This window comes from Elioraea rosea, from assembly GCF_007644105.1.
Lineage (GTDB): Bacteria > Pseudomonadota > Alphaproteobacteria > Acetobacterales > Acetobacteraceae > Elioraea_A > Elioraea_A rosea.
On the sequence record NZ_VFAC01000002.1, the window covers coordinates 117,404 to 135,623 of the forward strand.

13 protein-coding genes and 1 pseudogene are annotated in these 18,220 nt (G+C 69.4%); 8 read left to right on the forward strand and 6 right to left on the reverse strand.

Features of this window, described 5'->3' with window-relative positions; all coding sequences use genetic code 11:
• Nucleotides 1-251: 251 nt before the first annotated feature.
• Nucleotides 252-2,465: a catalase/peroxidase HPI gene (gene katG / locus FIF60_RS02245; RefSeq protein WP_144183418.1), complete on the reverse strand. Its 2,214-nt coding sequence runs from the start codon at nt 2,463-2,465 to the stop codon at nt 252-254.
• Nucleotides 2,466-2,715: 250 nt separating this feature from the next.
• On the opposite strand from katG, the gene FIF60_RS02250 reads away from it, so the two are divergent.
• The 5 genes from FIF60_RS02250 (at nt 2,716) to FIF60_RS02270 (ending at nt 7,161) form a co-directional block, all read left to right on the forward strand.
• The gene (locus FIF60_RS02250) at nt 2,716-3,618 is read left to right on the forward strand and encodes a LysR substrate-binding domain-containing protein (protein WP_144183420.1); all 903 of its coding nucleotides are present in this window, start codon (nt 2,716-2,718) and stop codon (nt 3,616-3,618) included.
• An 82-nt stretch (nt 3,619-3,700) separates the two neighbouring features.
• Nucleotides 3,701-4,261, forward strand: a complete 561-nt coding sequence (locus FIF60_RS02255; RefSeq protein WP_158639025.1) for a TetR/AcrR family transcriptional regulator — start codon at nt 3,701-3,703, stop codon at nt 4,259-4,261.
• On the forward strand, nt 4,258-5,298 hold the full coding sequence (locus FIF60_RS02260) for an HlyD family efflux transporter periplasmic adaptor subunit (RefSeq protein ID WP_144183424.1): 1,041 nt from the start codon (nt 4,258-4,260) through the stop codon (nt 5,296-5,298). The genes FIF60_RS02255 and FIF60_RS02260 overlap by 4 nt, the downstream gene beginning before the upstream one ends.
• Entirely contained in the window at nt 5,295-6,467 is a 1,173-nt protein-coding gene (gene devC / locus FIF60_RS02265; RefSeq protein WP_239451458.1) for an ABC transporter permease DevC, read from the forward strand. The genes FIF60_RS02260 and devC overlap by 4 nt, the downstream gene beginning before the upstream one ends.
• Nucleotides 6,468-6,474: 7 nt before the next feature.
• Nucleotides 6,475-7,161, forward strand: coding sequence for an ATP-binding cassette domain-containing protein (locus FIF60_RS02270; protein WP_144183426.1), 687 nt, complete (start codon nt 6,475-6,477; stop codon nt 7,159-7,161).
• An 11-nt stretch (nt 7,162-7,172) separates the two neighbouring features.
• Here the strand turns inward: FIF60_RS02270 and FIF60_RS02275 are convergent, their stop codons facing one another.
• The 3 genes from FIF60_RS02275 to FIF60_RS02285 are packed head-to-tail and all read right to left on the reverse strand — an operon-like array spanning nt 7,173 to nt 10,272.
• Complete coding sequence (locus tag FIF60_RS02275) at nt 7,173-7,955, reverse strand: N-acyl homoserine lactonase family protein (RefSeq protein WP_144183428.1); 783 nt, start codon at nt 7,953-7,955, stop codon at nt 7,173-7,175.
• Nucleotides 7,952-8,710, reverse strand: a complete 759-nt coding sequence (locus tag FIF60_RS02280) for an SDR family NAD(P)-dependent oxidoreductase (protein ID WP_144183431.1) — start codon at nt 8,708-8,710, stop codon at nt 7,952-7,954. The genes FIF60_RS02275 and FIF60_RS02280 overlap by 4 nt, the downstream gene beginning before the upstream one ends.
• Nucleotides 8,710-10,272: an ABC transporter substrate-binding protein gene (locus FIF60_RS02285; RefSeq protein ID WP_158639026.1), complete on the reverse strand. Its 1,563-nt coding sequence runs from the start codon at nt 10,270-10,272 to the stop codon at nt 8,710-8,712. Before FIF60_RS02285 ends, FIF60_RS02280 begins: the two co-directional genes overlap by 1 nt.
• Before the next feature lie 145 nt (nt 10,273-10,417).
• Here FIF60_RS02285 and FIF60_RS02290 point away from each other — a divergent pair, with 145 nt between their 5' ends.
• The 3 genes and pseudogenes from FIF60_RS02290 to FIF60_RS22235 all read left to right on the forward strand — a co-directional run bounded on the left by FIF60_RS02290 (nt 10,418) and on the right by FIF60_RS22235 (nt 12,320).
• Entirely contained in the window at nt 10,418-11,371 is a 954-nt protein-coding gene (locus FIF60_RS02290; RefSeq protein ID WP_239451459.1) for an allantoinase PuuE, read from the forward strand.
• A gap of 51 nt (nt 11,372-11,422) precedes the next feature.
• Nucleotides 11,423-11,929: pseudogene (locus tag FIF60_RS22230) on the forward strand (dienelactone hydrolase family protein); the annotation flags it as partial.
• A gap of 106 nt (nt 11,930-12,035) precedes the next feature.
• A complete protein-coding gene (locus FIF60_RS22235; RefSeq protein ID WP_275426699.1) occupies nt 12,036-12,320 on the forward strand; it encodes a dienelactone hydrolase family protein in 285 nt (94 codons plus the stop codon).
• Nucleotides 12,321-12,335: 15 nt separating this feature from the next.
• Here FIF60_RS22235 and FIF60_RS02300 read toward each other — a convergent pair whose 3' ends face one another.
• Entirely contained in the window at nt 12,336-16,322 is a 3,987-nt protein-coding gene (locus FIF60_RS02300) for a translocation/assembly module TamB domain-containing protein (RefSeq protein ID WP_144183435.1), read from the reverse strand.
• Complete coding sequence (locus tag FIF60_RS02305; protein WP_158639027.1) at nt 16,322-18,154, reverse strand: autotransporter assembly complex protein TamA; 1,833 nt, start codon at nt 18,152-18,154, stop codon at nt 16,322-16,324. The genes FIF60_RS02300 and FIF60_RS02305 overlap by 1 nt, the downstream gene beginning before the upstream one ends.
• Between the last annotated feature and the right edge of the window lie 66 nt (nt 18,155-18,220).

The following is an 18,220-nucleotide window of genomic DNA, read 5'->3' on the forward strand; positions in this document are numbered from 1 at the left end:
CGCGTCGCGCTGGAGCGGCGAGGCAGAGGGAGGTGCATGTCGCCTCGTGTCAGGGTGGGGCTAGCAGCCGGATCACGATCACGCAACTCAGGCATGCGCCAGCAGAGGAGGATCGTCGCCGTGGCCGACCAGAGCAGAAGACCGGCAGCCCAGGCAGAAAAAGAACGGGCGCCCGTTGGGGCGCCCGTGCAGTCAGGAGGAAGCTCGTTCCCAGCCGCTGCCGCGATGCCGTGGTCGGCACACGTGGTCGCTTACCGGGCGAGGTCGAAGCGATCGAGGTTCATCACCTTCGTCCAGGCTGCGACGAAGTTACGCACAAACTGCTCCTTCGCATCGCCCTGCGCATAGACCTCCGACAGCGCGCGGAGCTCGGAGTTGGAGCCGAACACCAGATCGACGCGCGTGCCGGTCCACTTCACCGCACCGGTCGCCCGGTCACGCCCTTCGAACTCCTGCTCGTTCTCCGACGTCGCCTTCCACGCCGTGCCCATGTCGAGCAGGTTGACGAAGAAGTCGTTCGTCAGGGCGCCAGGCTTGTCGGTGAAGACGCCGTGCTTCGAGCCTCCGGCATTCGCCCCCAGCACACGCAGGCCGCCGACGAGAACCGTCATCTCGGGAGCGGTCAGCGTGAGAAGCTGGGCGCGGTCGATCAGAAGCTCCTCGGAGGCCACCGAGTAGGTGGTCCTGAGGTAGTTGCGGAAGCCGTCCGCCGTCGGCTCGAGGACCGAGAAGCTGTCGACGTCGGTCTGCTCCTGCGAGGCGTCGGTCCGGCCCGGCGTGAAGGGAACCTCCACGTCATGGCCGGCCTTCTTGGCCGCCTGCTCGACGCCGACGCAGCCGCCGAGAACGATCAGGTCTGCGAGCGAGACCTTCTTGCCGCCGGCGGCGGAGCCGTTGAACGCCGCTCGGATGCCCTCGAGCACGCCAAGTACCTTCTGAAGCTGGGCAGGCTGGTTCACCGCCCAGTCCTTCTGGGGAGCGAGGCGGATGCGGGCACCATTGGCACCGCCGCGCTTGTCCGAGCCGCGGAAGGTCGAGGCCGACGCCCAGGCCGTGGAGACCAGCTCGGCAACCGAGAGCCCCGAGGCGAGGATCTTCGCCTTCAGGTCACGGATGTCGGCGGCATCGACGAGCGGGTGATCAACCGCCGGGATCGGGTCCTGCCAGATCAGGTCTTCCTTCGGCACCTCGGGCCCGAGATAGCGGACCTTCGGACCCATGTCGCGGTGCGTCAGCTTGAACCAGGCGCGCGCGAAGGCATCGGCGAAGGCAGCCGGGTCCCTGTGGAAGCGGCGCGAGATGGGCTCGTAGATCGGATCCATCCGCATCGCCATGTCGGCCGTCGTCATCATCGGCGGGTGGCGCCTGGACGGGTCATGCGCGTCGGGAACAAGCGTCTGGGCGGCAGGGTCGGTCGGGATCCACTGCCAGGCGCCCGCGGGGCTCTTCGTCAGCTTCCACTCAAAGCCGAACAGCATGTCGAAATAGGCGTTGTCCCACTTCGTCGGCGTCGGCGTCCAAGCCCCCTCGATGCCGCTGGTGATCGTGTCGGCGCCGCGGCCGCTGCCCATGCTGTTGAGCCAGCCGAGGCCCTGCGCCTGGAGCGCCTCGCCTTCCGGCTCGCGCCCGACCTGGGCGACGTCTCCCGCACCGTGGCACTTGCCGAATGTGTGGCCGCCGGCGGTGAGCGCGACCGTCTCCTCGTCGTTCATCGCCATGCGCGCGAAGGTCTCGCGGATGTCGCGCCCCGAGGCGATCGGGTCAGGGTTGCCGTTCGGCCCCTCGGGATTGACGTAGATGAGGCCCATCTGCACCGCCGCGAGCGGGTTCTCGAGCTGGCGGTCGCCGCTGTAGCGCTTGTCGCCGAGCCAGATGTCCTCCGACCCCCAGTAGATGTCCTCCTCCGGCTCCCAGATGTCAGCGCGGCCGGCGCCGAAGCCGAAGGTCTTGAAGCCCATCGACTCGAGCGCGACGTTGCCGGTGAGGATGAAGAGGTCGGCCCAGGAAATCGCGTTGCCGTACTTCTGCTTGATCGGCCAGAGAAGGCGGCGCGCCTTGTCGAGATTGGCGTTGTCGGGCCAGCTGTTCTCGGGCGCGAAGCGCTGCGCGCCGGTCGATGCACCGCCGCGGCCGTCACCAGTGCGGTAGGTGCCCGCCGCGTGCCAGGCCATGCGGATGAAGAACGGGCCGTAATGCCCGAAGTCGGCCGGCCACCAGGCCTGGCTGTCCGTCATCAGCGCGTGGAGGTCCCTCTTCAGGGCTTGGTAGTCGAGCTTCCTGAAGGCCTCGGGATAGTCGAAGCCAGGGCCCATTGGGTTCGACAGCGCGGAATGCTGGCGAAGGATCCTGAGGTTCAGCTGGTTCGGCCACCACTCACGGTTGGTGCGCGACGCGAAGGTCGCGTTCGGCCGTACCCCATGCATCACCGGGCACTTGCCCGCCCCCTGGCCACCCATTCCGTCCATTGCGCTCTCCGTTCCTGGCTGAGTTGCTTCTTGTGGTCAGTGCCGACGACCGAAGTCACGCCGCTGGCGCCATCCGGGCCGACCCGCCGCACGCCAAGCCTCGTCGGCACGGCGACAGGCGCGCCCGCTGCCCTGAGATGGCCGGCCACTGCGTACCGCGCCACGCTACCGTGGTCACGAGAATAAATGGAAGGCCATAGCGGCGAAAGATCTGATAGATATCAACTATCGCTGCAGCGGGCCGACCCTTATGAACCTACGTGATCTGCGCTACATCCTCGCCGTCGCCGAACACCAGCATTTCGGCCGCGCGGCCGAGGCCTGCGGCGTCAGCCAGCCCACGCTGTCGGTCCAGATCCGCAAGATCGAGGACCTGCTCGGCGTGGCGCTGTTCGAGAGGTCGAGCCGCGCCGTCGCCCCGACAGATGCGTGCCAGGCGCTGATCGGTCACGCTCGTACTGCCGTGGCGGAGGCGGACGCGATGCTTGCGGTTGCGTGGACGCTGCGTGACCCGCTGGCCGGCCGCTTCCGCCTCGGCATCATCCCCACACTCGCACCCTATCTTCTGCCGCTCGTCTTCGCACCGCTGCGTGACGCACTGCCCGCGCTCGAGATCGAGCCCTGGGAGGACCAGACGGCCGCGCTTCTCGACCGGCTGCGGGGCCACGAGCTCGACGCGGCCCTGCTCGCGACTGAGGTGGATGGCCCCGAGCTTGCGAGCCGCCCGCTCTTCGCCGAGCCGTTCCTGGCCGCGCTGCCGCCCGAACACCCGCTTGCCGGTCGTGAGCAGGTGGCGGAGGCCGAGCTTGCGAGCGACATGCTCGTCCTCGCGGACGGGCATTGCCTGCGCGACCAGGCACTCGCAGCCTGCGGCCGGGAGGGCACGCTCGGCACACTGCGCGCGGCGAGCCTCGCGACGCTTCTGAACATGGTCGCCGCCGGCTACGGGACGACGCTGATCCCTGGCCTTGCCGCAGGCGCGGCACAGGATGGCGGCATCGTCCTCCGCCCCCTCGCTGCACGAACGGGAAGGACCGTCCGCCTCGTCTGGCGCGCTAGGTTTCCCCGCGGCACGGCCGTCGATGCCGTCGGCGACGTGATCGCGTCACGCCTGCGCGGCTATGCAGAGGGCGCGGCCTCCGACGTGGTGTAGCCCGGCCTGCTCGCGTCACACCATCGCGAGCCGTCCAGCCGGACGGTTGCGGACCGACCGGCTGGACGGTATGTCCAGCCCCATGCTTGCACCAAGAGAGCGTGACGACACGCGCACCCGCCTGCTCGACGCCGCAGAGGCGATCGTTGCCGACCGTGGCGTCGGCGCGCTCACGCTCGATGCCGTGGCCGCGGAGGCCGGCGTGTCGAAGGGTGGGCTCCTGCACCACTACCGATCCAAGGAGGCGCTTCTCACCGCCATCGTCGCGCGGATGACGGAGGAGATGCGGGCGGTGTTCGACAGGCTGCGCGAGGCCGAGCCATCCGGTCCCGGCCGGACGGTACGCGCCTGCATTGCCTGGGCGCTGCAGCCGCGGCCGGAACGGGAGGCGCGCGACCTCCGCATCGCCGCAGCGCTGCTCGCCGCGCACGCCCATCACCCAGCACTCGTCGATCCCGTTCGCGCAGAGCATGCCCGTATCCGCGCCCTGATCGCCGAGGACGGGCTCGACCATGGCCGTGCGCTCGCGGTGCTGACGGCGGCGGACGGGCTGTTCATGGCCAAGATCTTCTCGATCTGGCAGCCAACCGAGGCCGAGGCCGGAGCACTACGCCACGCGCTCGAGGACCTGGCCGTACCATGAAGCGCTCCCTCCTCGCCGCGATGGCGGCACTCGCCGTGGTGCCGCTGGCCGGGCTGTTCCTGATCGGCGAACCGCTTCTCGGCGAGCCGCCGGCACCGGCGCAGGCGGCAGACACGCAGGCCGCGACTGGCGTCGGGGCGCTCGGGCGCGTCGAACCGGCAAGCCGCATCCGCCGCGTCACGCGCGCGGCTGGCGCGGAAGGCGTTCGCATCCTGTCGATCGAGGTCGGCGAGGGCGAAGAGGTCGAGGCCGGCCGCCTGCTCGCGCGGTTCGATGACCTCCCGAAGAAGCAGGCGGCGCTCGAGCGCGCGGAAGCGCAGGTCGCTCTGGCCGATGCGCGTCTCTCGCGCCTCCTCGCCGCCGGGCGTGACACCGAGATCGCCGCCGCCCGCGCGCGTGTCGCGGCAGCGGCGGCTGCCGAGGAAAGCGCGCGCCGCGAGGCCGATCGCGCGGCCAGGCTGCTCCGAAGCGTGGCCGGCAACGAGGCCACATGGGACCGCGCACGCTTCGCAGCCGCCCAGGCCACTGCGGAGCGGACGCGCGCCGAAGCCGACCTCGCGACGCTTCTCTCCCCGCGCGACGAAGACCTTGCCGTGGCCCGCGCCGAACTCACCGCCGCAGAGGCCGCCGCCCGCGAAGCCCGTGCTGACCGCGACACTGCGCAACTGGTCGCCCCGATCGCTGGCCGCGTGCTCAAGGTGCATGCCCGTGCCGGCGAGAAGGTCGGCGAGGACGGCGTGCTCGAGCTTGCCGATCTGGACGCGCTCGACGTCGTTGCGGAAGTGTTCGAAACCGACCTGCCGCGCGTGCGCCAGGGCGCGCGGGCGGAGGTCATCGTTCCCGGCGAGGCGCAGCGCTTCGGCGCGACCGTACGGCAGATCGGCTGGATGGTGGGGCGCAGTGCCGTGGTCTCGGCCGACCCGGTTGCCTCCATCGACGCCCGCGTCGTCGAGGTGCGCCTGGCCCTTGAGCAGCCTGGCATCGAGGCGCTCGCGCGACGAAGCAACATGCAGGTCCAGGTCAGGATCCTGCCGTGAGCACCGCGGCGGCATGGATGCTGCCGATGCGCCTTGCCTGGCGGCAGCTCCGCCACGAACCGGCGCGCTTGCTTGCGGCGCTTTCAGGCGTGCTGTTCGCCTGCCTGCTCATCTTCATGCAGCTCGGCTTCATGGACGCGCTGTTCGACAGCGCGGTGAAGCCGCAGGCCGGCATGCGTGCCGATCTCTACCTGATGCACCGCCAGACGGAAGCGCTGTGGCGAACGCAGCCCTTCCCCCGCGCGCGGCTGATGCAGGCGCTCGGCGTCGAGGGGGTGGACCGCGTCGTCCCCCTCTATGTCGGCAACGCCGCGTGGAAAAACCCCGTCACCAGCCTGAAGCGAACCCTGCTCGTCTTCGGCGCAGCCCCCGAGAGTGGCCTGCTCGACTACGAGGGCCTCGATGACGCCGGGCGAGAGGCCATCCGCCGGGCCGACGTCGTCCTGTTCGACGAACGCAGCAAGCCGGAGTTCGGGCCGATCCCCGCGCTGCTCGCCGAAGGCCCGCTTTTCGTCGAGCTCGCGAACCGCCGCGTCGAGGTGGCCGGCCTGTTCCGGATCGGTGCCACCTTCGGCTCGGAAGGCAATGCGCTGACATCGGAGACGAACTTCCTCCGGCTGTTTCCGAACCGGACCTTCGGGCATGTTGATGTCGGCGCGATCTTCCTCCTCCCGGGTGTCGACGCAGCCGCGGTGAAGGCCCGCATCGCGCCGCTGCTCGCCGAGGACGTCATGCTGATGACGCGCCAGGAGCTCGTCGATTTCGAGCTGCGCTACTGGGCCGAGGCGGCGCCGATCGGGTTCATCTTCGGCATGGGCGTGGTGATCGGCCTCGTCGTCGGCTGCGTGATCGTCTACCAGATCCTGTTCAGCGACATCGCGCGCCATATCGGCGAATACGCGACGCTGAAGGCGATGGGCTACAGTAACGGCTACCTCGCACGCGTGGTGCTCGGCGCCTCGCTGATCCTCGCTGTCGCGGGGTACGTGCCGGGCTGGCTCGCCTCCAAGGCGCTCTACATACTCGCCACCGAGAAGATCTTCATCCCGCTGACGCTCGATCTCGAGAAGAGCATCCTCGTGTTCTGCCTCGTGTTCGGGATGTGCGTCATCTCCGGCCTGCTCGCGATCCGCAAGCTGCGGGACGCGAACCCAGCCGACATGTTCTGAGGCCGGGATGAGCCGCGCGATCGATGCCGAGGGGCTGACGCACCGTTTCGGGGACGGAGAGACGGCCAAGCCCGTCCTGCTCGACCTCACCCTCTCCGTGGAGGCAGGCGAGATCGTGCTGCTCACAGGCCCGTCCGGCTCGGGCAAGACGACGCTGCTGACACTCGTGGGTGGCCTGCGCGCCGTCCAGGACGGGCGTTGCACCGTGCTCGGAACCGAGCTCGCCGGCGCGACGGAAGCCGAGCGCGTGGCCCTGCGTCGCCGCATCGGCTTCATCTTCCAGCACCACAACCTGCTCGGCTTCCTCTCAGCGCGACAGAACGTCGCCATGGCCCTCGAGGTCGATCCGTCGCTGTCGGAGCAGGAGCGGCTGGACCGGGCCGATCTCGCGCTGGACGCTGTCGGCCTGTCGGACAAGCGGGAGGCCTATCCCTCGACGCTCTCCGGCGGGCAGCGCCAGCGCGTGGCGATCGCGCGCGCGCTGGTGCACGAGCCGGGCATCGTGCTCGCCGATGAGCCGACGGCGGCGCTCGACGGGCGTACGGGCGGCGAGGCGATGCGGCTGTTGCGGCGCCTCGCGAAGGACAGGGGCAGGACGATCCTTCTTGTCACGCACGACCCCCGAATCCTCGACATCGCCGACCGTGTGGTCGCGATGGAGGACGGCAGGATCGTCGAGACGGCACGCGCCTGACGGCGCTCGTGTCAGTCGAGCCGGGCGAGCCACCCTTCCGAGCCGGGAGCGGCGGGCGCATGCCCATCGACCACCCATGGGTCATGGCCAGGGATCACCAGCTCCGGCGCGTCGGCAAGCGTGCTTGCCCGGTCGAACGCATCGAGCGCATCGCCGACATGGAACAACACGGGGAACGGCACCCGGCGCTCGAGATTGGCCCGGTGGGCAACCGCATCGGTGGCAAGGCACATCCAGCCTCGGCGCGTCCGCACGCGCGCGATCTGGAGCCCGTCCGTATGGCCGCCGACATGGTGAAGGGTGAGACCAGGCGCGAGCGACACCTCGCCCGCGTGCAGCACGAGCCGCCCCGCATGCAGCAGCGCCGTCGCCGCTGCGATGTCGGCAGGCTCGTAGCCGGCGCGCAGCACCGCGTGCTGCATCGCAGGCCCGTTCACATAGGCAAGCTCGCGCTGCTGGATGTGGAAGCGCGCAGCAGGGAATGCGCCTGGCTGGCCGGCATGATCCCAGTGCAGATGCGTCTGGATCACGGTTCCGACTTCTGCGGCAGAAGTGCCGAGAGCCGACAGCGCTTCGTCGATGCCTCGGATGTCGGCCTTGGCGTACCGCGCGCAGCGCTCCCTGTCCGCCCCCGTATCCATCACCACCACGCCGCCGGGGCCGCGGAGGATGAAGATGTGGTAGGCGACGGGCATCGCACCGTCGCCGCCCGAACCGCCGAGGAAGCACTGTAACGCCCGGCGCGACCGGTCGAGCGCATAGCGGAACGCGAACACCTCCCAGAGATCGCTCATGCGCGGAGCCCCATCAGCGAAAGCCCTCCATCGACCGCGAGCGTCGTGCCGGTGACGTAGCCGGCGAAGTCGCTGCACAGGAAGAGGACGACGCCGGCGACGTCCTCCGGGGTGCCGGTGCGGCCGGCGGGAATGAGGGCGAGCTTCCGCTCGCGCCAAGCAGGGTCCTCGCGCGCCACTCGGTTGAACTCCGTCTCGATCGTTCCCGGTGCGACGGCGTTCACCGAGATGCCCGCTTCTGCAAGCTCGAGCGCCATCTGCCGCGCGAGACCGCCTATGCCAGCCTTCGAACTGCCATAGGCGACGAGCCCTGGGTTCGGCATCCACTGGTTGACCGACGAGGTGAAGACGATGCGCCCCCCCTTCCGCATCAGCCCGGCCGCCTCGCGCGCAAGAGCGAATGCGGCTTGGAGGTTCACGGCATGGATGCGGGCGAACTCGGCGTCCGACGTCTCGGCCAGCGGCTTGCGCAGGAGCATCCCCGCGTTGGCGACGAGGATGTCGAGCCCCCCGAGCGCCTCGGCCGCGCGGTGCGGCAGGCGCGCGGCGGCGGAGACGTCGGCGAAGTCTGCCGCGAGCGCCGGCCCGCCCGTTTCGTCCGCGAGCGCCCCGGCCGCCTCTTCTTCAGAGAGGTGATGGACGGCAACGCGGGCACCAGCCCGGGCAAGCAGCCGCGCCGTCGCGCGGCCGATGCCCTCGGTGCCCGCGCCGGTGACGAGCGCGCGCCGTCCTGCGAGGCTGACCTCGACCGCCATCAGCGCCCAGCGGGCCGAACCTCGATCGCGAGGGTTTCCTCATCCGCGCGTGGCGTGAAGGTCACGCGATCGGCGCGCCCGGCCCAAATGGCCTCGAAGGTGAGGATGGGGACGATGAGGTTCTGCGCGATCATCTTTTCCATCGCCTCCTCGAGGATGCGTCGGCGCTCGGCGTCGTCAAGCGCGCGGCGTCCGCGCTGGATCAGCTCGTCGATCTCCGGCGAGGAGATGCCAGAGTAGTTGATCGCGCCGAGGCCGAGGTCGCGGTTCGGCGTGTGGACCTGGCTCGTCAGGAAGTAGCTGCTCTCGCCGGTGAGGCTGCCCCAGCCGGCAGCGTGCAGCGGCCATTCGCGCCGTGCGCGCTGCGGGAAGAAGGTCGTGCGCGGCTGCGTCGAGAGATCGACGCGGATGCCGATGCGCTGGAGCTGCTGGGCGGCTGCCTCGCAGATCTTGCTGTCGTTGACGAACCGATCGTTCGGGCAGGCGAGGTTCGTCTGGAACCCGTTCGGGTAGCCCGCGTCCCTGAGCAGGGCGCGCGCCCGCTCGGCATCGAAGCGCGCGGGCGGAATGCGCGAGGAATGGCCGAAGAAGCCGGCAGGCACGGCCTGGTTCGCCACGCTCGCTCGACCTTCCATCAGCCGCTCGACGATCGCCTCGCGGTTGATCGCGAGCGACATGGCCTCGCGAACCCGCGGATCGAGCCATGGGTTCTTCGGCAGCGGGTTGCCCTGGACGTCACGCACACCGGGAAGCGGATCCTTACCCACCTCGGGGAACAGCATGTACACGTACGCCGAGGGTCCGCCGAACACGCTCGTCCGCCCGCCTTCGCGCTGAAGCCGCGCGACGTCCTGCAGCGGCACGCCGTTGATGAAGTCCACATCGCCCGACAGAAGTGCCGCGACGCGCGCGCCGTCATTCGTGATGGGCCGGAACGTCACCCTCTGCCATGGCGCCGGCCCGCCGAAATAGCTGTCATTGCGCTCCAGCACGAGCGGCTGGCCAGGCTGCCACGAGGAGTAGCGGTATGGCCCCGTGCCTATCGCGGCATCGCCGCTGTTGAACTCGGAGGTCGAGCGGACGCCCTTCGCTGAGGAGAGGATGAAGATGTTGGAGATGTTGCTCGGCAGAAGTGGCAGCGGGCCGTTGGTGACGAAGCGCACGGTCAGGGGATCGACCACCTGCACTTCCCGGATGCCCTGAATGTAGGTGGCATAGGAATTCGGGTTGTTCGCCACGCGGGTGACGCGCTCGATGGTGAAGCGAACGTCCTCTGCGGTCAGGGGGCTTCCGTCATGGAAGCGCACGCCCTCGCGAAGCTTGAACTCCCACGTCGTCTCGTCGACCGCGCGCCAGCTTTCCGCGAGCGAGGGGCGCACCTGCAGGCTCGGGTCACGCGAGAGAAGCGTGTCGTAGATGTTGCGCAGCGCCGACGTGTTGGAGCCAAGCAGGTTGAACTGCGGGTCCATCGTGCCCGGTTCGGTCTGCATTCCGACCGTGAGGTTCTGCGCGCTGGCGGGAAAGGCGAGCGCGCACGCGAGCAGGGCGGCGGCAAGGCGCATGGTGGATGTCTCCCCTGAGTTCTGGGCCGCGAGTGGGAACCAGCACGGCAGGGCTGTCAACGGTGTTGCCGCACAGGGGCGATGGTCGCGGCAATACGCACTACGCGATAGGGTGACGGCCGGGCTGAGCCGTGCGGAGGCCATGATGGCGTATGAGCTGAAGCGGGATTTCATCGGCTACGGTGCGAACCCGCCCGATCCGCACTGGCCGGGCGATGCCAAGGTCGCGGTCAATTTCGTGATGAACTACGAGGAGGGGTCCGAGCACTCCTTCGAGCTCGGCGATGGCAGGACCGAGACCGGCCTGACCGAGGCGCACGCGGGCAGCCAGGTGAAGCAGGGCCGCGACCTCGCCGCGGAAGGGATGTTCGAGTACGGCAGCCGCGTCGGGGTGTGGCGGCTGATGCGGCTGTTCCAGGAACGCAACCTGCCGATGACCGTGTTCGGCTGCGCCATGGCGCTCGAGCGCAACCCAGAGGCCGCCGAAGCGATCCGCGCCGCGGGGTACGACGTGTGCTCGCATGGCTGGCGCTGGGTGAAACATTTCGAGCTGTCGGAGGAGGAGGAACGGGAGCACATCAGCAAGGCTGTCGCCAGCCTCGAGCGCACGGTCGGCCACCGCCCGGAGGGTTGGTACTGCCGCTACGGCCCCTCGGTTAACACGCGCGGCCTCGTCGTCGAACATGGCGGGTTCCTGTACGACAGCGACTACTACGGCGAGGAACTGCCCTTCTGGGTGACGGTCGAGGGCAAGGGCCACCTCGTCGTTCCGTATTCGCTCGTCAACAACGACGGCAAGTACGCCGGCTGGATGGGAACCTCCGATCAGTGGTTCTCCTTCATCCGCGATGCCTTCGACATGCTGTACGAGGAGGGCGCGAAGGGGCGACCGAAGATGATGTCCGTCGGTCTGCACATGCGCCTGATCGGCCACCCTTCGCGGGCGGTGGGGTTGCAGCGCCTGCTTGACCATATCGGGAGCAGGACCGACGTGTGGGTCACCCGACGCGTCGACATCGCGCGCCATTGGGCAAGGGTCCACCCCTATCCAGGGCGGGGCCTGAACGAAGAGCGCGACACCGCAGCAGCCAAACCGTAGACTTGGGCGACCACGCAGTGTCCGATCGTCCTGTGCATGGGGCCCCAAGCCATGAGCGATTCCCCACCACCCGGCGTGACCCAGGCCGAGATCGACCAGCGCGTATTCGATCTCTACGACGAGTACTGCCATGGACGGATCGACCGGCGGAGCTTCCTCGCCCAGTCCTCCGCGATCGGCGCGACGGGCCTCGCGATGGCAGAGGCGCTCCTGCCGCGCTACGCGCGCGCGCAGACGATCTCCTTCACCGACGAACGCATCCGCGCCCGCTACGTGACGTTCCCTTCACCGGGCGGAACCGCGGAGGAGATCCGCGGCTACCTGGTCCAGCCCGCCGGCAGCGGCCCGTTCCCGGCCGTGCTCGTCATCCACGAGAACCGCGGGCTCAACCCCTATATCGAGGATGTCGCACGCCGTGCGGCCGTCGAAGGGTTCCTGGCGCTCGCGCCGGATGGGCTCTCCTCGCTCGGCGGATATCCAGGCAACGACGATGATGGGCGGGCGCTTCAGGCGCGGCTCGACCAGGCCCAGTTGCGGACCGACATGCTGAACGGCGCGCGCTGGCTGAAGCAGAATGCACTGTCGACGGGCAAGCTCGGCGTGACCGGCTTCTGCTGGGGTGGGCGGCACGACGAACCATCTCGCGACGGTCCTGGGCGCGGACATGCAGGCTGGCGTGCCCTTTTATGGAGCCGCAGCCGAGACATCGGCCGTGCCGAACATCAGGGCGCCGCTGATGATCCACTACGCGGAGCAGGATGCGCGGATCAACGCAATGTGGCCTGGCTTCGAGGCCGCCTTGAAGGCCGCGAACGTGCCGCATGAGATGCATCTCTATCCGGGGACGCAGCACGGGTTTCACAACAACTCGACGCCCCGCTACCACGAGGACTCGGCCAAGCTCGCCTGGGACCGTACGATCGCCTTCTTCCGGACGCATCTCGCCTGAGCGCGGCGAGCGGGTTCAGTACTCGAACCCGATGGACGCGCCCACGCGGTCGCTGCTCTCGCCGCCGATATCCGCCTCGAGCCGTACGCCAGGAAGCACCTCGAGCTGGATCGTCGCCTGGGATGACCCATCGGTCCGCTGACGCGCGCCGACATAGACGCCGTCGGCGACGTAGCGCCCTGCCTCGACCTGGCCACCGCCATCATCGCTCGTCCCCGCTGACAGCCTGTCGAGGCCGAGCTGCTGGCGCGCGCGGTCGAGAATTCCGCCACCAGGCTCGGTGAGGCCCGCCAACTCGGCAGCCGCGGAGGCGAGCTGGACGAGCTGCGATGGCGTCAACGAGTTCTGCGCCCTCCCGAAAAGGATACGCGACAGCACTTCGTCCGACGGAGCCTCGGGATCGGAGGCGAGCGTAACCGTCAGTGCGCTCGGCCGGCCGCCGACGCGGATCAGCGCGGTCATGTCGGAGAGCTGCCGGGCGGCCTCGAAATCGAGCGTCGGGTCATACCCGGCAGCTCCATCGAACACGATGGTTCCGCGTCGGAACCGAAACTCCTGGCCCAGCCGCGACAGCGTGCCGTTGCGCAGGCTCAACGTGCCGTCGAGCCGAGGGGCCGTGGCGGGCCCGGTCGCACGCAGGCTGCCACCAAGCTCGGCATCAAGCCCCTGGCCGCGCACGAACACCGCGCGCGGCGCATCGATCGTGACGTCAAGCGTGATCGGAACCGGCATGTCCGCCGGCGCAGGCGCAGGCGCGGCTGCGGCTTGGCCGACGACCTCGACCGGAAGTGCGACGATGTTGGCGGGCAGCCGCTCGGGCAGACGCGCATCGGCACGCTCGACGTCGATCCGTCCCCTCACGACAAGGCCCTGCGCGACCGCCCCCTCGACACCAACATCGGCGTCGAAGCGCGTGCTCAGCCGGCTGCCGACGACGACCGTCGCGTCATTCGCCGTCAGGCGCAGGTTGACCGGGATGGCCGGATCGAGCGGCGAGACCGTTCCGGCGAGAGCAAGTCGCCCCTCGCCGGCGCGGGCGCCGACATCCAAGCGAAGCCTGTCACGCTCCGCGTCGATCCGCCCCGCGATCCCGTCGAGCCGGAAGCCGAGTTGGGAATCGTTGAAACTCGCATCGGCGATCTGCACCGAGCCGCCGAGCTGGCGGTTCTGCAGCCGCAGGTCGACAAGCAGGCGCCCGCGTGCTTCGCGCCCGGCAGGAGCCAGGATCGGGTCGAGCAGCGCGAGCGCGATCGTTCCCGCAAGGCTGCCGCGGCCGGCCTGCGGGTCGGCGATCGGGGCTGCGACATCGAAACGCAGATCGGCGTTCCTGCCGGACCGGATGCGCCCGGTCGCGCGCGCCTCCGCCCCTGCCAGAGCGAGCTCGGCATCCACGTCCGCACGCGGCGTCCCTGGAAGCCCGGCGCCACGGACGGTCACCCTTGCCGTCCCCTCAGGCGCGCTCTGCGTACCGGTGATGCGCGCGGTCGCATCAAGCGTTCCGGTAACGGACAGCTCGGGTGCGACGAGCGAAGCGAGAGACAGCGGCAGGCGTCGCGCCGAGAGGCTGAGGTCGAGCCGCTCGCCTGCGATTCCGCTCGCCTCCACGCGCCCTCCGCTGCCGAGCGCGAGCGCGAGCCTGTCCACGCCCGGCACGGGGGCGAGCGTGATGGTTGCGGGCGCGACAAGGCGTGCGGTCTCGCCTTTCCACTGGCCGGCAAGCGATGCAAGGCGAAGCGTCGCCGTCGCGGCGGCAAACCGGGCTTCCGCTCGCAGCCGATGGGCCGCACCGTCGAGAGCGACGGTCAGGGCGAGATCGTCCGGCCGCCCCTTGGCTTCGACCCTTGCCGCCGTCGTGATCCCGCCTGCCACGACGCGGCGCGCATCGAGCGTTGCTTCGATGTCAGGCGTGGCAAGCTCGCCCTCTGCGCGCGCACGCAGCGACAGTGCCTCGACGCGCACGCCCGGAGCCGAGACGCCGGCGGCGTCCGCCGACACTATCACAGCAACCCCCGATCTTTCCGGCCGCGCAGTGGCCTCGAGCGTGAGCGAGCCCGCGAGCGGCTGGGCGAGAAGGCGGCCGAGTGGTTCCAATCGAGGCGCGGCAAGCGAGACCGTTCCGTTCGGACGTCCATCCGGAAGGATCGCCCCAGAGGCGTTCGCGCGCATGTCCCCCCAGCTGAAGCGCGCCTCGGGGATGTCCAGCCGCCGATCCGTCTGAGGCAGCACCCGCAATGAAAGTGCAAGTGCATCGCCTGCGAGCGAGCCGGACGCCGATGCCGTGACATCCGGCGCCGTGAGAGCATCGGCGACGGTCGCGTCCACCGTCAGCGTACCCTCCGGGAGACCCGCAACGCCGATGCGCGGCGCAGAAAGGGCAAGCGCGATGGTGGGGTTTGCCATCGCGCCCGATGCAGAGAGGCGTACCGTCGCGTATCCGTGCAGATGCTCGGCGAGCGCGTTGAGGACCGGAAGCTCGATCGTCGCGTCGAGAGCGATCTCTTCGGCGAGCGCGCCGGAACCGCGCGCTTCGATGGCCTGGCCCTGCACGCTGAAGCGGTCAATGCGCGGATGCGGCGCGATATGGCCCGTGGCACTCAGCGTCGCGAGGGGCCCGAGCAATGCGGCAAGCGGCTCGGGCCCTGCCGCGTCGCGAAGCGTTGCATCGATGGCAAGGGCACCATCTGCCGCGGTCGCGACACGTGCGTCGAGCGATCCGTCGATTCCGAACGTCGGCAGAAGCGCACCGAGTGCGTCGATGGAAACGTGCCCCGTCCCCGATGGCTTGCCGCCAGGGGCCAGCATTCCTTCAGCGGTCAAGCTTGCCTTCTGCGAGGCGAGCTGAAGGGCTTGCACGGTCACAGCGCCATCGCCCTCAAGCCGAACGGAGGCGGTCAGACGCGTCTCGCCAAGTGGTGCGACGGGATCGGGTGGCACGATCTCCGCCGCCGTCGCATCCACCTCGATGCGCCGCGCAGCCCCCTCAGGCCGCATCGACAGAGCGGCATGGAGACTCGAGAGCCGTGCACCGCCGGCGCCAATGCTCGGCGCGGTCAGGGTTCCCTCGACGGACGGCGAGGAGAGCGCGCCAGTGAGCCGGAACGCTGCATCGACCGCCTCGACAGTCGCCGCCTGGCCGAGCGCCGCTGCGAGAGCAGTCGCCTCGGCCCGCGCCCACACGGAGATGTCGTTGCCTGAGCCGACCGTATCGAGAACGCCCGATGCCGTCACCGAGAGGCCTGCGCCGAAGCCCAGCCTTGCATCGAGGGTTGCGCCATCCACAGCGCCATCGAGGCTCGCCTGCACCTCGAGCGCACCGAGTGCAGGCAGGCCGGCAAGACGCGCGACGAAGCCATCTTGCGGCTCCGCGACGGTCAACCGTGCCGTGATCGTGTCGGCCCGGCTTGCCTCCAGCGCGACGCGCCCCTCCCCGATACCCGAGAGCGCGATGGATGCGCTGGCTCTGCCGCGAAGGTCCCGGTCGACGGCAAGCCGCGCCTCGCCATCGAGAAGGGCATCGGCCTCGGCATCGAGAAGTGCGGCGGCAACGCGCGCGCCAACGACGCGAAGCTCGCCCACGCGCACGGACACTGGCAGCGCGTCGCTCCCCGCCGTGGCGGGCGCGGGCGTTACGTCGTCGCTCTCCGCTGTCGTGCGGGGCATGCGCAGAAGCGCCAGCCCGGCAATCTCAACCATGTCGATGCTCACCGTCCTTTGGAACAGTGCCGTCGGGCTCCACGCCAGCGCGACGCGGTCGATGCTCAGCCAGGGGCCATCCTCGTCGCGCAGGACGAGGCCGGAGAGCGTCGTCCGCCGCAGCGGCGAGCCTTCCAGGCCCGCAAGCTCGATCCCCGCCGTCCGCACGATGGCCGCGCGAAGAAGCGACTGGCCTGGCGTGGTTTCCAACGCTGCGACGAGAAGAAGTGCCAGCGCCAGAAGTGCAACCGGGATGGCCAGAACGACGCGAAGGAGGATTCGCGCCGCGCGGCGGATATCGGGGCGCATCAGAAGGCCTGCCCTATGCCGAAATAGACCTGCCAGCCCGCATCGCCCTCCCGCTTCCCCGATACGGGAATGGCGATATCGGCGCGGAGCGGGCCGATTGCGGTGTAGTAGCGCACGCCTACTCCGACGCCTGTGGCGATCCGGTCCGGCCATTCTGGGGCGCGATTGCCGCCAACGCCGCCGCTGTCGACGAAGCCGACGACGCCCCACTGCTCGGTTATGCGCTGGCGAACCTCGATCGTTCCCGCGAGGAGGGTGGAACCGCCGAGGGGCCGGCCACTGTCATCGAGTGGACCGATGGACTGGTAGGCGAAGCCGCGGATCGTTCCGCTGCCGCCAGCGTAGAGGCGAAGGTCGGCAGGCAGGTCGTCGGTCGATGCGCCGAATGCAGCACCAAACTGGGCGCGAAGCGCAAGCAGCGTGCGCGCCTCCGATGCAAGGGAGGCGTAGTGCGAGGCATCGACGCGAAGAGTGGTCAGGCCGCTGACCGAGCCGATGGCGACGGGATAAGGCGTCAATGTCGCTTCTGCCCGGGTGCCGCGTGTTCGGTTGAGCCCGTCATTGGTGTCGTTCCACAGCACTGTGGCCGGCAGGCCGAGCAGCGTGTAGTCGTTCGTCACACCGGCTTCCGTGATCCGGCTCTGGGAAAGCGTGGCGCCGAGGCCGCCCGTGAGGAACGGGATGAGCGGCCGGCGGATCATCACGCCCCCGCCCACGCTCTCCTTCCGATACGCGTCCGTCACCTCGCGGAGCACCGCGGCGTTGAACGAGAAGGTCTGGTTGAGCCGGAACGTATCCGGCTTGGTGAAGATGAGCCCGAGCCGGTAGCCCAGATCCTCGAAGCCGCGCTCGGCAAGGCCGCTGACCTCGCCGCTCACTTCCAGCCGCTCGGCACGGCCGAACAGGTTCCGATGTGCCCAGCTCGCACCGACCGAGGCGCCCTCGCTGCTCGCATAGGCGCCGCGAAGGCTGACGACGCGCGGCAGCCGCTCCGTGACGGTAAAGGTGACATCGGCAACGCCATCCGCCCGACGCTCCGGGGCGACGCGCGCGCGAACGACCGCGAAGGTTCCGAGCGCCAGAAGCGATCGCCGGGTCGCCTCGATCTCCGCGGGCGTCAGCAGCTTGCCCTCGCTCGGTGCGACGCGTGCGGCGACGAGGGAGGGCTCGACACGATCGAGCCCCTCGACGGTGATGCGCCCGATGCGTACGCGCGAGCCAGGATCGAACCGGAAGGTCACCGAAAGCGTTGCCGTCGCCGGGTCGCGCACCAGGCTGCGCGGCAGCGTCTCGGCATGGGCGAAGCCGCGTTGGCGCAAGGCTGCAAGGACCCTGTTCTCCGCAGCAAGGAGATCGGCGCCGCGCGCGGGGGCACCTTCTGTCAGATCGACGACCTCGGCCAGACGTTCGGCGGTGAAGCCGGCCTCGAGCGGCCTCTCATCCTGGCCGAGCACGGCAACACGGGCGATGCGGGTGCGTTGGCCCGAGGTGATCGTCATCACCACCGGAATCGGCCCGGAGGCGCCTGCGAGGCGCGCCGGAAGCGAGACGTCGTCGAGCGGCGTCCCCGCCAACGTGACACGCACCGACCCGTCGAAATAGCCGAGTGCGCGAAGCACCGTTGCCGCGCGTTCGGCATCTGCTCGTGCGCGGGCGATCAGGATCGCGGCAGACGGGATGGGCTCCGCCTGAAGGCTGACCAGAAGCGAGGACGCCGTGATGGCGTCATCGATCTCCGAATCGCCTGTGTCCACGATCTCGGTCGTGTACCGCTCGATGCCCTGGGCCAATGCAGCCACCTGTGCAACGCAGACGAGGAGCGCGGCGACCATGAAAGCGACCAACAAAGGCCGCACCAGGCGCAACAGGGACGGGGAACATCGCACAGGCATCAGGCG

What these genes read in the sequence shown, in the direction of transcription:
- FIF60_RS02275 (WP_144183428.1), bottom strand. Translation starts at nt 7,955, where the DNA reads ATGAGCGATCTCTGGGAGGTGTTCGCGTTCCGCTATGCGCTCGACCGG.
- FIF60_RS02305 (WP_158639027.1), bottom strand. Translation starts at nt 18,154, where the DNA reads ATGGTCGCCGCGCTCCTCGTCTGCGTTGCACAGGTGGCTGCATTGGCC.
- FIF60_RS02270 (WP_144183426.1), top strand. Translation starts at nt 6,475, where the DNA reads ATGAGCCGCGCGATCGATGCCGAGGGGCTGACGCACCGTTTCGGGGAC.
- FIF60_RS02285 (WP_158639026.1), bottom strand. Translation starts at nt 10,272, where the DNA reads ATGCGCCTTGCCGCCGCCCTGCTCGCGTGCGCGCTCGCCTTTCCCGCC.
- FIF60_RS02250 (WP_144183420.1), top strand. Translation starts at nt 2,716, where the DNA reads ATGAACCTACGTGATCTGCGCTACATCCTCGCCGTCGCCGAACACCAG.
- FIF60_RS02300 (WP_144183435.1), bottom strand. Translation starts at nt 16,322, where the DNA reads ATGCGCCCCGATATCCGCCGCGCGGCGCGAATCCTCCTTCGCGTCGTT.
- katG (WP_144183418.1), bottom strand. Translation starts at nt 2,465, where the DNA reads ATGGACGGAATGGGTGGCCAGGGGGCGGGCAAGTGCCCGGTGATGCAT.
- FIF60_RS02260 (WP_144183424.1), top strand. Translation starts at nt 4,258, where the DNA reads ATGAAGCGCTCCCTCCTCGCCGCGATGGCGGCACTCGCCGTGGTGCCG.
- FIF60_RS22235 (WP_275426699.1), top strand. Translation starts at nt 12,036, where the DNA reads ATGCAGGCTGGCGTGCCCTTTTATGGAGCCGCAGCCGAGACATCGGCC.
- FIF60_RS02255 (WP_158639025.1), top strand. Translation starts at nt 3,701, where the DNA reads ATGCTTGCACCAAGAGAGCGTGACGACACGCGCACCCGCCTGCTCGAC.
- FIF60_RS02280 (WP_144183431.1), bottom strand. Translation starts at nt 8,710, where the DNA reads ATGGCGGTCGAGGTCAGCCTCGCAGGACGGCGCGCGCTCGTCACCGGC.
- FIF60_RS02290 (WP_239451459.1), top strand. Translation starts at nt 10,418, where the DNA reads ATGGCGTATGAGCTGAAGCGGGATTTCATCGGCTACGGTGCGAACCCG.